This window comes from Nocardioides sp., from assembly GCF_014360585.1.
Classification (GTDB): domain Bacteria; phylum Actinomycetota; class Actinomycetes; order Propionibacteriales; family Nocardioidaceae; genus Nocardioides.
This window is the reverse complement of record NZ_JACIXG010000002.1, coordinates 79,082-95,046: the sequence shown is the minus strand read 5'-3', so window position 1 is coordinate 95,046 and position 15,965 is coordinate 79,082. Positions and strand designations below refer to the sequence as shown.

8 protein-coding genes are annotated in these 15,965 nt (G+C 67.6%); 6 read left to right on the top strand and 2 right to left on the bottom strand.

The genetic code is table 11. The features are described 5' to 3' along the window. Positions 1–25 precede the first annotated feature (25 nt). From kstD to H5T77_RS01245, 3 genes are read left to right on the top strand one after another with little or no spacing between them, the layout of a single operon-like run. Positions 26–1,792, top strand: a complete 1,767-nt coding sequence (gene kstD / locus H5T77_RS01255; RefSeq protein WP_292644154.1) for a 3-oxosteroid 1-dehydrogenase — start codon at positions 26–28, stop codon at positions 1,790–1,792. After that, a complete protein-coding gene (locus H5T77_RS01250; protein ID WP_292644152.1) occupies positions 1,792–2,754 on the top strand; it encodes a MaoC/PaaZ C-terminal domain-containing protein in 963 nt (320 codons plus the stop codon). The genes kstD and H5T77_RS01250 overlap by 1 nt, the downstream gene beginning before the upstream one ends. Next, on the top strand, positions 2,751–4,217 hold the full coding sequence (locus H5T77_RS01245) for an FAD-binding protein (protein ID WP_292644150.1): 1,467 nt from the start codon (positions 2,751–2,753) through the stop codon (positions 4,215–4,217). The genes H5T77_RS01250 and H5T77_RS01245 overlap by 4 nt, the downstream gene beginning before the upstream one ends. Positions 4,218–4,698: 481 nt before the next feature. Here the strand turns inward: H5T77_RS01245 and pulA are convergent, their stop codons facing one another. Both pulA and H5T77_RS01235 read right to left on the bottom strand, forming a co-directional pair. Then, a complete protein-coding gene (gene pulA, locus H5T77_RS01240) occupies positions 4,699–9,978 on the bottom strand; it encodes a pullulanase-type alpha-1,6-glucosidase (RefSeq protein WP_292644148.1) in 5,280 nt (1,759 codons plus the stop codon). Between the two features lie 143 nt (positions 9,979–10,121). After that, the gene (locus H5T77_RS01235; RefSeq protein WP_292644147.1) at positions 10,122–11,513 is read right to left on the bottom strand and encodes an alpha-amylase; all 1,392 of its coding nucleotides are present in this window, start codon (positions 11,511–11,513) and stop codon (positions 10,122–10,124) included. Positions 11,514–12,129: 616 nt separating this feature from the next. Between H5T77_RS01235 and H5T77_RS01230 the strand changes: the two genes are divergently transcribed. From H5T77_RS01230 to H5T77_RS01220, 3 genes are read left to right on the top strand one after another with little or no spacing between them, the layout of a single operon-like run. After that, complete coding sequence (locus H5T77_RS01230; protein ID WP_292644145.1) at positions 12,130–13,419, top strand: 3-keto-5-aminohexanoate cleavage protein; 1,290 nt, start codon at positions 12,130–12,132, stop codon at positions 13,417–13,419. Then, on the top strand, positions 13,416–14,702 hold the full coding sequence (locus H5T77_RS01225) for an MFS transporter (protein ID WP_366816602.1): 1,287 nt from the start codon (positions 13,416–13,418) through the stop codon (positions 14,700–14,702). The genes H5T77_RS01230 and H5T77_RS01225 overlap by 4 nt, the downstream gene beginning before the upstream one ends. Further along, a complete protein-coding gene (locus tag H5T77_RS01220; RefSeq protein ID WP_292644141.1) occupies positions 14,699–15,913 on the top strand; it encodes a pyridoxal phosphate-dependent aminotransferase in 1,215 nt (404 codons plus the stop codon). Before H5T77_RS01225 ends, H5T77_RS01220 begins: the two co-directional genes overlap by 4 nt. The last annotated feature ends 52 nt before the right edge of the window (positions 15,914–15,965 follow it).

The following is a 15,965-nucleotide window of genomic DNA, read 5'->3' as shown; positions in this document are numbered from 1 at the left end:
AGGTTGAGGGAGCACCATGGGAAAGTTGACTGAGGCAGCAGACGGCGAGGAGATCTACGACGTCGTCGTCGTGGGCGCCGGGGGCGCCGGGATGTCCGCCGCGCTCGCAGCCGCCCGCCGCCACGGGCTCGAGACCGTCGTCATCGAGAAGAGCGCCTACTTCGGCGGGTCGACGTCACGCTCGGGCGGCGGGGTCTGGATCCCGCGCAACCACGCCCTGGAGGCGGCCCATCAGAAGGACTCCCCCGAGGCCGCCAGCCTCTACCTCGAGTCGATCGTCGGCGACGTCGTCCCGGCCGCGCGTCGCGAGACCTTCCTCGACCGCGGCCCCGAGGTGCTCTCCTTCGTCTGCACGCACACCCCGGCGCGGTTCGCGTGGGTGCCCGACTACGCCGACTACCACCCCGAGGCGCCCGGCGGCCGCGGCGCGGGCCGCTCCGTCGAGCCGGTCCCCCTCGACGCCCGGGTGATCGGCGAGGAGCTCTCACGGCTGCACCCGCCCTACACGAAGTCACCGGCCAACATGGTCGTCACCCAGGCCGACTTCCGAAAGATCAGCCTCGGCATGCGCACGCTCAAGGGCCCGATCACCATGGTCAAGATCGCGGTGGCCCGGATCCTCTCCGGTCTGCTCGGCAAGAAGATGTACGCCATGGGCGCGGCTCTCACGATCGGGCTGCGCAAGGGACTCATGGACGCCGGAGTCCCGATCAGGTACGAGACCGAGCTGGTCGGCCTGGTCACCGAGAACGGCCGGGTCGTAGGCGTCGAGGTGCGCCGCGGCGAGTCCGGTCCGACCACGGTGATCCGGGCGCGGCGCGGTGTGATCCTCGGGTCGGGCGGCTTCGAGCGCAACCTGGAGATGCGGGAGAAGTACCTGCCCGCGCCGACCTCGGTCGAGTGGACCACCGGCGCCTTCTCCAACACCGGCGACGGGATCCTGGCCGGGATCGCGGCCGGCGCGGACACGGACCTGATGGACGAGTCCTGGTGGGGTCCGACGATCCCGTTCCCGGGTCGGCCCTGGTTCGCGCTCGCCGAGCGCAACCTGCCCGGGTCGATCATCGTCAACGGCGCCGGCAAACGGTTCATGAACGAGGCCCTCCCCTACGTCGAGGCCGTCCACGAGATCTACAAGGGCGAGGCTGAGTACATTTCTGGGCAAGGCGTCCCGCACGTCCCCTCGTGGCTGGTCTTCGACCAGCGCTACCGCAACCGCTACATCTTCGCCGGGCTCGGGCCGGGCCAGCCGTTCCCGGGCCGCTGGCTCAAGGACGGGGTCGTCGTCAAGGCGTCGACGGTCGACGAGCTCGCGGCCAAGATCGAGGTGCCGGCGGCCGGTCTGCGAGAGACTCTGGAGCGGTTCAACGGTTTCGCCGAGTCCGGTGTCGACGAGGACTTCCACCGCGGCGAGTCGACCTATGACAAGTACTACTCCGACCCCACCGTCAAGCCGAACTGCTCGCTCAACGTCATCGATCAGGCGCCCTTCTACGCGGTCAAGATGGCTCCCGGCGACCTCGGCACCAAGGGTGGTCTCGTCACCGACGAGCGCGCCCGCGTCCTGCGTCCCGACGGCTCCGCCATCGCGGGCCTGTACGCCGCCGGCAACGCCTCCTCAGCGGTCATGGGCCGCACCTACGCCGGTCCCGGCGCCACCATCGGCCCAGCCCTCGTCTTCGGCTACCTGGCCGCCGAGGACTGCGCCACCGAGCTCACCGGCGAGTCCTCGGACAGCACCGTTTCGGGCTCGTCGGACTCCTCGGGCTCGTCGAAGAAGGAGAAGCACTGATGCCCATCGACCCGACCAAGGCCATCGGCGCGGCGCTCCCGTCCCGGGCGTTCTCGTGGAGCTCGTCCGACGTGCTGCTCTACCACCTCGGCATCGGCGCCGGCTCGCGTCCCGGTGACGCGACCGACCCCGCCGCGCTGCGCTACACGCTGGACTCCGACGCGCTGACCGTGCTGCCGTCCTTCGGGGTCGTCGCACCGACCTTCCACGTGACCGAGCCGCCCACCGTCGATCTGCCGGGCTGCGACATCGACCTCGCCTCGGTGCTCCACGGCTCCCAGGAGATCCGCGTCGACGGCCCGATCCCCACCTCCGGCGAAGCCGTCGTCTCGACCCGGATCGCCGAGGTCTGGGACAAGGGCAAAGCCGCCGTCATCGTCCAGGAGGGTGTCGCCACCACCGCGGCGGGCGACCCGCTGTGGACCGTACGCTCCTCGATCTTCGTCCGTGGCGAGGGCGGCTTCGGTGGTGAACGCGGGCCGTCCACCGCGCTGCCGGTTCCTGACCGCGCGCCGGATGCTGTGGCGGCGTACGACGTCACGGAGCAGCAGGCGCTGCTCTACCGGCTGTGCGGCGACCGCAACCCGCTGCACGCCGACCCGGAGTTCGCCGCGAAGGCAGGCTTCCCGAAGCCGATCCTGCACGGGCTGTGCTCCTACGGGATCGTGCTGCGCGAGGCGACCCAACTCCTCCTCGACGGGGACGCGACCCGGGTCGCCGGGTTCGGCGCCCGGTTCGCCGGGATCGTCTTCCCCGGCGAGACGATCTCGATCGAGGCCTGGGACGAGGGGCCCAGGATCCTGATCAGGGCCACGATCTCCACCGACGATCCTGCCCGCGACGGCGCGCCGGTGCTCGCCGACTGCTATCTGGAGGCGACCGGAGCAAGGTCGAGCGGCGAGCTTGCTCGTCCGCTCGCGCCGAACAAGGGAGCGACCGAGCGAAGCGAGGAGGAGCGATGAGCGGAACAGCACTGCCCGACGTACTCTCCCCCGCCGACGTCGAGGAGCGCTTCGGCGGCTGGTCGGAGGAGACCGACGTGATCGTGGTCGGCTTCGGCGTGGCCGGCGGCGCCGCTGCGCTTGAGGCGGTCCGCTCCGGCGCCCGCACGATCCTCCTCGAGCGCGCCGCCGAGCCCGGCGGGACCTCCGCGATGGCCGGCGGCCACTTCTACCTCGGCGGCGGCACCGCGGTGCAGAAGGCGACCGGGATCGAGGACTCGGCCGAGGAGATGTTCAAGTACATCCGCGCGGTCTCCAAGGAGCCCGAGGACGACAAGATCCGGGCCTACTGCGACGACTCGGTCGAGCACTTCGACTGGCTCGAGGGATTGGGCTTCGAGTTCGAGCGCACCTTCTGGCCCGGCAAGGCCGTCATCCAGCCGGGCACCGAGGGGCTGATGTACACCGGCAACGAGAAGGTCCATCCCTTCCGCGACCTCGCCGTCCCGGCGCCGCGCGGCCACAAGGTTCCGGTCCCGGGCGACACCGGCGGCGCCAAGCTCGTCGTCGACCGGATGGCCGACCGCCTGGCCGAGACGTCGGCGGAGGTCCGCTACGAGACCGGCGCCACCAACCTGGTGATCGAGGACGGAAGGGTCGTCGGGCTGGCATGGCGCCGCTTCGAGGAGCGGGGCGCGATCCGGGCCAAGGCGGTGATCCTCGCCGCCGGCGGCTTCGTCGGCAACGCCGACATGGTCGCCGAGCACACGCCGCGGCTCGGCGAGAAGCTCTTCCCGCTGGCCTCCACCTACGACGACGGCCTCGGGCTGCGCCTGGGCGCCTCGGCGGGTGGCCGCTGGCGGTTCATGGACGAGCCGTTCCAGACCGCACCGTTCTATCCGCCTTCGATCCTGCTGACCGGGATCATCGTCAACAAGCACGGCAGGCGCTTCGTGGCGGAGGACTCCTACCACGCCCGTACGGCCGCCTTCGTCATGGAGCAGCCGGACTCGGCCGCGTTCCTGATCGTCGACTCCGCGCACATCGAGCACCCGAAGATGCCGCTGTGCCCGTTCATCGACGGCTGGGAGACGGTCGAGGAGATGGCGGCCGGCCTGGGCGTGCCCTTCGATGCCCTCGACGCGACCCTGACCTCCTACAACACCCATGCGGCCGCCGGGGAGGATCCGGAGCTCCACAAGGCGGCGGAGTGGACCGAGCCTCAGGACACCGGACCGTGGGGCGCCTACGACCTCTCGCTGGGCAAGGCGATGTACGCCGGGTTCACGATGGGCGGGCTGGCGACCACCGTCGAAGGCGAGGTACGCCGCGAGGACGGCTCCGCGATCACGGGTCTGTACGCCGCGGGCGCCTGCGCAGCCAACCTCGCCCAGGACGCCAAGGGCTACGCCTCCGGCATGCAGCTCGGCGACGGCTCGTACTTCGGACGGCGGGCCGGCCGGCATGCCGCCGGGGTCGCGTGACCGGGCCCACAACGAAGGCCGCCCTGACGATCCCCGGTCGTCCGCCCCGCCGGCGGTCCGCTAGGGTTTTACGACGTTCACCGATGAAGCGGTTGCCATATCACATATCTCTTCGCGCGTGAATGGCTTCGGTAAAAATCGGGACCTTGGGCCCTACGCGCGTTGTGACCATGACTGGTTATGTATACGCGACGCCACGGGCATCGCCGCTGTCTGGCTGGCTCTCCCGACGCGTCCGCAGGACACGATCCCCACCCGTCGCCTGTCGCCGAACTAGCCGAAAGGAATCCCCATGTTCGACTTCCGGAGCCCGGCCGGCCTCATGGTCGTCGCCGCCCTGGTCGTCATCGCGCTCGTGGTGGTCGGCGCTGTCGCCGGCAACAGCCCCGCCTGACCTGGCGCCGAGCTTCCTGACCGACGGACCCGCAGGCCCCGGCTCGATGAGCCGGGGCCGCGTCCTTTTCTCTATCTACCGTCCGCCTCAGCGGGTGAAGACCGCCACCGACCGGGCGGGCACCGTGAAGGTCCCCGAATCCGCCTCGAACGCGGACTTCTTCACCACCGCGTCGGCGCCCTCGGCCTGGATCGGGTGCAGGCGGTAGCCGGCACCCGCGGCGCTCTTCACCGTCTGCCGCTGCGTCGCCTTGGTCGCGTTGAAGACGATCACGAGGTCATCCAGGCGCATGGTGATGACGCCCGGCGTCTCGTCCGTCCCCGAGAGCGGGAACGACAGCTTCTCCTGGACCTGACCGGTGGTGGACAGGTGGAAGACCGGCTCCTCCGTACGGATCCTCAGCAGGTCCCGATAGGCGGCCGAGGCGCCTTCGATGTCCGGACAGCCGGGGGCGGAGGCCGAGGCCAGCAGAGGCTTGGCGTAGGGCCACTTGTCCTTGTTGTCCGCGGCCGGCGGCAGCCCCCGCCCGAAGCCGTTGCCGGCGTCGCAGTCCCAGGCGATGGCGTTGAACCAGTCCCCCGAGTCGTAGGAGTTGCGGTCCAGCGACTTCGAGCGCAGCAGGTCGGTGCCGGCCTGGGAGAGCGCCGGGCCCTGCGACAGCGCGGCCGTCGCCATGGCGAGCACCTGCATCCGGGAGCGGTCGGCCGTGCTGGTCGAGGCAGGCAGCTTGAAGGTGAGCGCGTCGTAGAGCGTCTCGTTGTCGTGGGCGTCGGCGTAGGCGAGCGCGTCACCCGGGGCCTCCGCATAACCGGCCGGCGAGCCGTTGTAGTCGACCTCGGATCCCTTCACCTGGTTGCCCGAGGTATCGGTGAACGAGTAGCCGGCGAGGTTGCCGGAGAGCCCGACCTTGATCAGGTCCTGGTAGTGCAGCAGTCGCGCCCGCTGCTCTGCCTCTGTGCCGTTCGCGGTCGAGGTGTTGGGGTCGGTGTAGAGGCCGCTCGCGAACCCCTGGACGCCCGGGTCGGCGTCGAACGGGCCACCGCCGCGGACGGCGTCTCGGGCGCGGTCGCTGAACGTGGCGATGCCGGTGCCCGCCATGTTCTTCTGAGTGGCCTGGACGAACCGGGCGTCGTCGGCGACCTCGCCGAAGTTCCAGCCCTCGCCGTAGAGGACGATGCGCTTGCCGTCGACGCCGTCCTTCTCGAGCGTGAGCCCGTCGAGGGCCTGGCGGACCGCCAGGATGTTGGCCTTGGGGTGGTGACCCATCAGGTCGAAGCGGAAGCCGTCGACCTTGTAGTCCTTCGCCCAGGTCAGGATCGAGTCGACGACGAGCTTGCCCATCATCGTGTTCTCGGGAGCGGTGTTGGCACAGCAGGTGGAGCTGGCGACCGAGCCGTCGGCTAGGAGCCGCTGGTAGTAGCCCGGCACGATCTTGTCGAGCACGGACGTCTCGGCCTGACCGCTGCTGGTGGTGTGGTTGTAGACCACGTCCATGACGACGCCCAGGCCGTCCTCGTTCAGCGACTTCACCATCTGCCGGAACTCGACCGTCCGCTCCGTACCGTCCGGGTCGGTGGCGTAGGAGCCCTCCGGAACGGTGTAGTGGTAGGGGTCGTAGCCCCAGTTGTACGCATCCTTCGCGGCCGCCGCGGCGACGCACTCCTGCTGCTTGTCGCTGTCAGCCTCATACGATGCGAGGTCGCAGTCGGGCGCGGCCTGGTCGGCCTTCTCCTCCGGGATGGTGGCGATGTCGAAGGCGGGCAGCAGATGGACGTACGACGTCCCGGACTCCGCCAGCTTCCGCAGATGCCGCGACCCGTCGCTGTCCTTGTCGGCGAAGGCCAGATAACCGCCCGGGCGGTCGTTGGTCTCGTCCTCGACGGAGAAGTCGCGGATGTGGAGCTCCTGGATCTGGGCGTCCTTCATCGCCACGGCCTTCGGCTTCTCCAGGCTGGACCAGCCCTTGGGGGCGAGCGCCTTGTCGCTGAGGTCGACGACGAGGCTGCGCTCGGAGTCGGCGGTGAGCGCGACCGAGTAGGGGTCGGTGACCTTGTTGGTCACGACCTTCTGGACGCTCGGCGCCCACACCTTCACGAGGTAGCGGTACTCCTTGCCGCGCCAGGCCGAGGCTGGTCCGGTCGCCGACCAGACACCGCTGGCGTCGTCACGGCGCATCGGCACGATCCTGCGTCCGAGCTCGAGCGAGACCTCGTGGGCGGTCGGCGCCCAGACCGACAGGGTCACCTTGCTGCCCTTGAACGCCGGTCCGAGCGAAACCTTCTTCGCCTTCCCGGCGTAGAGGTCGTCCAGGATGCCCTGCGTCTGGACGCCGGTGCCCGTGACCAGGGCGCCGTTGCCGAGGCGCTGGGTGAGCACGACCTGGCCGGCGAGCGCCTCGCGGACGCGGTCGCGGTCTCGAGGGTCCACGGTGAAGGCGGCGTACTCCTTCAGGTGGGGGAACTCCGACTTCTGCCCGTCGGTCAGCGAGGAGTCCTGGAGCCGGAGCCAGCGGCCCTCGCTGCTGAGCGCGCCATCCTCGACAGCGATGCCGCCGTCGCGGTCGTAGACCAGCTGCGTCGACAGCGCCGATCCGGCCGCCGTCTCCTTGGGCAGCACCACGGTCTCCGCGTCGATCCACTGCGCCTGCGCCTTGCTCAGGTCGAGGTCGGGCGCCGACCCGACCGACGGCAGCAGGTAGCCGGTGTCGCCGGAGTTGAGCCAGACCTCGTGACCGTACGTCGCCAGGTCGAGCGAGCGGTCGTTCGGGATGTCCTTCTCATCGCCCTTGTGGACGATGTAGTTCAGCGAGGTCGCGCCGTCCACCAGCGGCACCTCGAAGGTGACTCCGTAGGCGTCCTTGCCGGTGGGCGGCAGCGGCTTGGACCACTCGGTGGGATCGGCCGCACCGGTCCAGGTGTGCAGGCCCCAGCCGTCATAGTCGCCGTCGGCACGGTGCAGATGGATGACCGCCTTGGACGTGTCCGGCTCCGGGTAGACGCCGCCGGGCTTCGTGGTCTGCTGCCCGTCGTTGCCCGCCTCTACCCAGACCTCGCCGGTCTCGGCGAGATCGATGGTCCGCTCGGGGCCGTCGGTGGCACCGTCCTTCTCGACCGTGTAGGTCAGCGACGCGGTGTCGTCGGGCAGCTTGACCCAGGCGAAGGCGCCGTAGGCGTCGCGGCCGTCGAACGCCGCGCTCTGGCCGCCCGCCTCGAGGGTCCAGCCGTCGTAGTCACCGTCAGCTCGCCGATAGTGCACGACGGCGTAGTCGCGGTCGACGGCGCTCGGCTTCTCGGCCTCGGGCGCCTGCCCCGCGGTGGTCTCGGCGAGGTCGCTCGCAGTGCGGCCGTCGCGATCGACGACCACGGCCTTGTAGCGCAGGGCGGTTCCGGCGGCGACGGTCGCGGGGACGTACTGGGTGATCTTGTAGGGGGCGTGGTCGACCGAGCCGAGCGTGCGCCACTTGCCGTTGCCGACCTGGGCGGCGAAGACGACGCGGGCGTCCGCGGTCTCCCCCGGGTCGGCGGAGAGGGTGACGGTGCCGGTGGCGCCGGCGGCCGGGGCCGTCAGCGACAGCTGGGGCTTCGCGGTGGCCCCGGGGAGCTCGCCCTCGGCGCGCAGCACGATCGAGGAGAGCGCGGGGACGGTCACGGTGATCGTGCCGCCGTCGGCTGCCTTGGCGGCCTCACCGCCGTAGATCGTGTCGAAGGCGGCCGACTCCACGGGCAGGGTGACGGTCTTCTCCTCGACCGCGTTGTTGATCGCGACCACGTACTCGCGGTTCTCACCGGTGCGCGAGTACGCGTAGACGGAGTCCTTGGCGTAGAGCTCCCTGTGGGCGCCGTCGGCCAGCGCGGGGTGGTCCGTGCGGAGCTTCGCCAGGGCGGCGATGGCGGCATAGAGCGGGTGGGTCGGGTCGTACGCGTCGTCGGCGTGGGTGCGGTCGGTGCCGATCTGATCGTCGTCGAGGTAGTCGGCGACCTTCGAGCCGAACAGCGTCTGGCGGGCGTCCTTGTCGCCGCCGGCGCCGGTGAAGCCCTGCTCGTCACCGTAGTAGACGACCGGGTTGCCGCGGGAGAGGAACATCAGCTCGTTGGCGAGCCGGGCACGCTGGACCAGCTCGGCGTCGGTCGCGCCCGGGTGATCGGCGCGGAGGAAGGTGCCGATGCGGCCCATGTCGTGGTTGCCGAGGAAGGTGACCTGCTCGTACGCGTTGGCCTTGTCGGTGGCGTACTTGTAGTCGTCGGCGAAGACTCCTGCGAGCCGGTCGGCCGGAGCGCCGAGGGAGGCGTAGGCGCGGGCCGCGTCCTGGAACGGGAAGTCGAGCGTGGCGTCGAGGCGGCCGCGGGTGACGTACGGCGAGGTGATGTCGCTGTCGGCGGAGTAGACCTCGCCGAACATGAAGAAGTCCTCGCGGCCCTGCTTGGCTGCGTAGGCGTCGAGGGCGGTCGCCCACTCGGTCCAGAAGTCCAGGTCGACGTGCTTGACGGTGTCGATGCGGAAGCCGTCGATGTCGAAGTCGCGGACCCACCTCTGGTAGATCTCGGTCATCCCTTCGACGACCTCGGGGCGCTCGGTCCAGAGGTCGTCCAGGCCGCTGAAGTCGCCGTACGTGGTCGACTCGCCCTCCCAGGTGGAGTCGCCGCGATTGTGGTAGAGCGTCGGGTCGTTGAGCCAGGACGGCACCATCTCGCCGGTGTTCGCCGGGGTGTAGGGGAACGAGTCTTCGTCGACCTTCCTGCGGTCCGAGGACGGCTCGGCGTCGTCGAAGGGGCGGCCCTCGGTGTCGAGGTAGGGGAAGGCGCCCTTGGGGCGGTAGCCGTACTTCTTCTCGGCGTAGTCGACAGTGTCGGCGGTGTGGTTGGTGATGACGTCGAAGAAGACCTTCATGCCCTTGGCGTGGGCCTTGTCGATCAGCGTCTCGAGGTCCGCGTTGGTGCCGAAGTGCGGGTCGACCTGGGTGAAGTCGGTGATCCAGTAGCCGTGGTAGCCGGCCGAGGCGTTCTCGCCCTCGCCCTGGACAGGCTTGTTCTTGAAGATCGGCGCCATCCAGATCGCGGTGGTGCCGAGACCCTTGATGTAGTCGAGGCGCTCGGTGATGCCCTCGAGGTCGCCGCCCTGGTAGAAGCCCTTGTCGGTGGGATCGAAACCGGTCGACGTCCGGCTGCCGGTCAGGCCGCCCTTGTCGTTGCCGGTCTCGCCATTGGCGAACCGGTCAGGGAGCACGAAGTAGAACTGCTCCTTCGTCGCGTCGTGACGGGCCGGCTCGGCGGCCAGCTTGGCATCCGAGGGCGGCTTCGGGGCGGCGGCGGTCGCCGACTCCGGCATGGCCGTCTGCAACGCCGTGGCGAGCAGTGCGGTCGCGATCACGGTCGCGACCGTCCGGGGCGCACTGCGTGCGCCGCTTCTTCGATTCACCTTGAGGGCCTCTCTGGATGATGCGGGGGCATGCGGTGGAGACCGACCGCCCGGCGCCCATGGGGGGCGGCGCCGGACGGTCGGCCGAGGGGATGTCAGCCGCAGGTCGCGCCGACGTGCAGCGCGAGGGCGGTGTTGGCCCCGAGGGTGGCGGTGAACTGACCGGAGCCGTTCACCGTGACGTTCTTGCCGCTCTGTACGTCGCAGTAGGTGCCCGCGGCCAGCGACGTCTGGAAGGTGCGGGTCAGCGTCCAGGGCTCGTGGTTGATCGCGACGTACGCCTTGCTGCCTCGCCCGAAGGCGATCTGGTCGCCGCCGTTGTCCCACCAGTTGGTCACGGCCTGGCCACGGGCGGTGTTGCGGAAGGCGACCATCTTCTTGATCTCGGGCCAGGCGTGCTGGCACTTCCAGCCGTCCTGCCAGCAGGCGTTGACCGCACCGGCGTTGGGCGGGCCGGCGTCCTTGTCGCTCCACTCGTAGCCGGAGTGGACATCGGGCGAGCCGTAGGGCCAGGCCAGCATGAAGACGTTGGCCAGGGTGTAGTTGGCGCCGTCCTTGTAGCTGAGCGTGTCGCCGCCGCGCTCGGTGTCGTGGTTGTCGACGAAGACGGCCGAGCTGCCCGAGGACATGTAGCCCCAGCCCTCGCCGTAGTTCTTCAGGTAAGCGAGGTTCTCGTTCTCGAAGACCCGCTTCAGGTCGCGGGCGTAGCGGAACTCCTGGACGTCGCCGTTGCCGAGGTATTCGCTGGGCGAGACCGCCTCCCCTGCGCCGTAGATGGCCTCCTGCTTCCAGTAGACGTTGGGGTTGCTCAGCCGGGACTTGATGTCGGCCAGGTCGGAGGCGGCCATGTGCTTGGCCGCGTCGATCCGGAACCCGTCGACGCCGAGCGAGAGCAGATCGTTGAGGTAGCCGGCGATCCTGCCGCGTACGTAGTCCTCGCCGGTGTCGAGATCGGCGAGACCGACCAGCTCGCACTCCTGGACGTTGAACCGGTCCTGGTAGTTGCTGATCGTGGCCGTGCAGTTGTCGAAGTCGTAGGAGGAGTAGAGGCCGGGGTAGTCGTACTTGCCGTAGGACGAGCCGCCGGTGCCGGTGCCGGAGCCCGCGGACATGTGGTTGATGACGGCGTCGGCGACGACCTTCACGCCCGCGGCATGACAGGTGTCGATCATGTTCTTGAAGGCGGCGCGGTCGCCCAGGCGGCCCGCGATCTTGTAGCTGACGGGCTGGTAGGACGTCCACCACTGCGAGCCCTGGATGTGCTCCTGCGGCGGGGACACCTGGACGTAGCCGTAGCCCGCGGGGCCCAGGGTCTGGGTGCATTCGCGAGCCACCGAGGCGAACTTCCATTCGAACATCACCGCGGTGACGTCCTTGTCTCCCGGCGGTGCGGCTAGTGCTCGCTCCGGGGCCGAGACCGGGATCGTGAGCGCGACAGCGGCTCCCGCCAAGAGGGCAAGTGCGGCAGCCATGGGTCTTCTCGCCATGGTTCCTCCTAGGTCGAAGGCAACGCGCGATGTCCGGACGGGTGATGGGGGTGACAAAGCGCGGTTGAATCTTGCTGCAAGATCTTGCAGGCTGACCGTATGAGTGATCACCGTCACACGTCAACCCCCGCAGGGAGACATCTCAAGGAAGCAACGCCAGGCGGAGCGTGAAACTGCAAGAGTTTGCGCAAGTTTCAACCACCCACCACCAGGCCGCCACCAAGCGTGCTGACCCTTGGAGCGGACGCGAGGTCTCCGCTTCCGAACCCGGCTCATCGTGATCGCGAGATGCGAAGCCGAGCCAGTACACGACCCGGTCACCTCCGATATCCGCAGGTACCCGTCAGCGCCTCCCGCCTCGAATTGTGACTGACGTCTCCCTTTTCTGCGGGTGTTCAGACCTATTACGGGTGACCATTGCCAGCCATTCGAGTCTGATAACAGGCAGGCTCATACACGTAGCATTCACGTAACAGTCGCTCCCGGTCCGTCGACGCTATCGCTACTGATTGACACTGTTATTTGGGGAAACGAGCGGGGTGTGGCCAGCTCATTGATAGGCCGCACCCGCAGGAAACACGTGGCATGGTTCTCAAACTTGTTTCGGGAGGAATAGATGTCAGGTCGACTAATTCTCGGGTGTGCATCGACCGGCGCGAAGTTCACGCCGTGGAACCACCGGGCAACCGGTGATGACGTGCTCGATCGAATCTGCACAGGAGCATCGATCAAAGCCGCCACCGAGGAGATCATCGAGGAAGCGGTCACCCTGTACCAAGCCGGAGTCCGGTACTTCCACTACCACGCCCGCAACCCTGAGACCCGCGAACAGACAACAGATAACGAGATCTACCAGGCAGTGAGCAGCCGCATCCAGCGCGAGTGCCCGGGCATGCTCCTGAGCTTCGGCGCCAGTCGCAACGGCGCCGAAGTGCGCGAGCGGGTGGCCCAGTTCGGCGAGTGGGAGCGGGTGAGCCAGTGCGCGCTGCCCCTTCACCTTGGTGGCGCCCACTTCGTGACCATCCAGGCCGCGGTGGAGCTTCAGGTGATCTGCGAGATCGAACGCAAGTTCGGTCCCATCTCGCCCGACATGGTGAGCAGCCGTGCGTTCGCCGACATCATCGAGCAGAATGTGCCTAGCGATAACGAGGAGTCCGCATCGCTTCAAACGCATTCGACCTCGAATGGTGCGGACTATGGAAGAACTTCCCCCCGCGTACAGTTCCTCGTTTACAGCGAGGCCGTCAAGCGTCGGCGACAGTTGGGCTTGCTTCATGAGATCGAGTGGGTCCAACTGGATCGCAGCTACGCGATGGCTCGCTACGCTATCGAGCATCCGCAGATCCGCCTCGGTGACTCGGGTCAACTGAATATCACTCTCCTTTTCGGATTCTCGCCGCGTTTGCCCTTTCCACACACCTACGCAGAGTTCAAGGCCGTCGTCGACTTGGCCAAACGCTTGGAATACGACCTCGATGACCCCGAGACGCGCACGAGGCGAGTAACGATCAGTGTCGGCGCTGCAGTCCTCCCGCAGCAGGCCGAAGAACACTTCCTGCCCCTCGACATCGATCCCGAAGGACGTGCAGTCTGCGCCCTACGCAGAATGGCGGCCTATGCCGCGCAACCAGATAGCGGAGTGGACATCTTGCGCGTTGGCATGGAAGACACCCCCTACATCGTCAACGAGGCCGGTAGGGTGGTCGAGGGTGAGAACGCGGACCTCGTTGCCATCGCGCGTGATGAGATCCGGCGTCACGGGGTGGACCTTGAGACCAACACCGACGTAGTGGAGCGCCGCATGAGGATCGACATGCTGCGTGAGCAGGTGGCTGGCGAGCAACGTGACCCTTCCCAGCGCTTCACGCATCTCGCGGACGCTCGAGTGCTGGTTCCGCAACCGTGACGGTGGGTTCTGCTGGGTCTGAGGAACGGTCCTACCGCTGGGTGATCTTGGCGTCGGCTACCTTTGCCCAGGCGATGGCCTGCTTCTTCGTGCAGGGCCTCGGAGCACTCGGGGGATACCTCCAGCTCGCCTTGTCGTTGAACACGTTTGAACTCGGTCTGCTCCTGTCGGCCGCGCAACTGGTTCCGCTGGTCGGGCTGGTCATCGCCGGCGAGTTGCTCGATCGACTGGGCGAACGAACGGTTGTCGCCTGCGGCACAGCCTTGGTCGGGATCGCGTTGCTCGCCGGCAGTATCACCTCCTCCTACCCGTGGCTGCTCCTAGCGCTCCTGGTGGTCGGAGCCGGATACAGCACGGCGCAACCTGGAGGTAGCAAAGCCGTCGCTGGTTGGTTCCCCGCCAACCAGCGCGGCCTTGCGATGGGTATCCGGCAAGCAGGTCTGCCTCTCGGCGGTGCAGCTGCTGCTGCCTCGCTTCCGATGATCAGCGTCCACTTCGGATGGCAGGCGACGCTACTGTTCGGCGGTGGCGTCGCCCTCCTGGGCGCGATCTGCTTCGCCGCTCTCTACCGTCGGCCCCCTGAATCGCAATCGCCTGAGGGCCTTCGCGAGGTCACCAGGCACCGAGCCTCGCGCACGGAGGTTCTGCGCTCGCCTGCGATGAGACGCATCATTGCGGCTGGAGTTGTCCTCATCACTGTGCAGTACGGAGTGCTTCTCCTGACTGCGCTGCACCTCCACCACACGGTCGGGCTCCCGCTTGGTCAGGCAGCTGGCTTTGTCGTCCTCGCACAAGTTGCAGGCGTCGTCGGACGGGTCGCACTCGCGGCAATGACCGATCACGCTGCCGCCGACCGCTTCACCACCGTACGTATGTGCATGGTCGCCTGCGCCGTCGCGATCTTCGCCTTGGTGAAGCTACCTGTCGAGAGTCCCTGGGCGATCGGTGGGATCGTCGCTCTGCTCGGCTTCTTCGGGATCGGCTGGTACGGACCTTGGGTCACCTATCTCTCCGAAGTCTCGCCGCCCGGCCGACAGGGCTTCGCAATCGGTAGCGCCATGGCTTTCAACCAGGTTGCTGTCGTGCTCGCGCCACCGTTGCTTGGGCTCCTCAGCGACCGCACCGGCTCTTACACAACCGGATGGATCTTGCTCCTACTGGCCTGCGTTGTCGGACTATCACTGACAAGAACATCACCACTGGTCGGACGCAGGAGCCCCGCAACCTCCTCAGGTGTCAACACGTTGCCCGAGCGCACCCTTGCAGAGCAGGAGCCCAAGTGAGCATCATCCCATTGGCAACATCTCAGCGGTTCAATGCTGTTTCGGGATCGCCCACCCTGATCGTGGACAGCAAGGCTAAGGCGCTACGCGCCGCCGGCCAGAATATCGTCAGCTTCGGCGCAGGCGAACCCGACTTCCCAACCCCTAGTCACATCGTCGAGGCTGCCGTCCAGGCGTGCCGGGATCCGCGGATGCAGAAGTACGGTCCCACGGCGGGACTTCCGGAACTGCGGGCCAACATCGCAGAGAAGACGCTCCGCGACAGCGGGTTCCCCGTCGAACCAGAACAGGTTCTGGTGACGAATGGAGGCAAGCAGGCAGTCTTCGCTGCGCTTGCCGCCCTCGTCGAGAATGGCGATGAGGTCCTCGTTCCGACACCTTACTGGAGCACCTACCCGGAAGCGACGAGGATGCTCGGCGGGATCGTCCGGTTCGTCACCTGTCGCGAGGACACCGGGTTTCGGCTGACGGTGGATGACCTAGACGCTGCCTTCACCGCTCGGACCAAAGCCCTCGTGCTCGCATCACCCTCGAACCCGACAGGATCCGTCTACACCAGAGAGCAGATCCAGACGATCGGACGATGGGCACTTGAACACGACATCTGGATCATCACCGATGAAATCTACGAACATCTGGTCTACGGAGACGCCACATTCCACTCCATCCCGGTCGAAGTCCCGGAGATGGCCCAGCGAACGATCGTGGTCAACGGGGTCGCCAAGACCCACAGCATGACGGGATGGCGCGTCGGGTGGCTGCTCGCCCCGAGCGCACTTGCTTCACAGTTCGAGCACTACCAATCACATGTAACCTCACATGTGTCTCACGTGGCACAAAGAGCAGCAAACGCAGCTGTCTCCGGCGACCTCGAGGAGTTCTGCCGAATGCATCGTGCCTTCGACCAGCGCCGCCAAGCCATCTACCGTTTCCTGTCCCAGATGCCGGGGGTCGAGTGCCAACTGCCCAGCGGGGCCTTCTACATCTTCCCCTCGTTCCGACGCCTGATCGGCCAACGGCTTTACGGCACGCCCATCACGTCGACTCTGCAGCTAGCCGAGATGGTGCTCGACAACGCCAAGGTTGCCTTCGTTCCGGGTGAAGCGTTTGGGGCCCCTGGGTACGCACGGTTCTCCTACGCCCTCGCCGACGATGCGTTGGCCGACGGCATGGAGCGGCTTGCGAAATTCCTCAACGCCGGCTTGGAATGAGCAAGTCGGGGTCAGGGCCGGGTACGCCGCGCGATCGCCCATATCGAGCCGG

Excerpts from the sequence above, each read along its gene's own strand:
- H5T77_RS01250 (WP_292644152.1), top strand. The coding sequence starts at position 1,792 with ATGCCCATCGACCCGACCAAGGCCATCGGCGCGGCGCTCCCGTCCCGG.
- H5T77_RS01245 (WP_292644150.1), top strand. The coding sequence starts at position 2,751 with ATGAGCGGAACAGCACTGCCCGACGTACTCTCCCCCGCCGACGTCGAG.
- H5T77_RS01235 (WP_292644147.1), bottom strand. The coding sequence starts at position 11,513 with ATGGCGAGAAGACCCATGGCTGCCGCACTTGCCCTCTTGGCGGGAGCC.
- H5T77_RS01230 (WP_292644145.1), top strand. The coding sequence starts at position 12,130 with ATGTCAGGTCGACTAATTCTCGGGTGTGCATCGACCGGCGCGAAGTTC.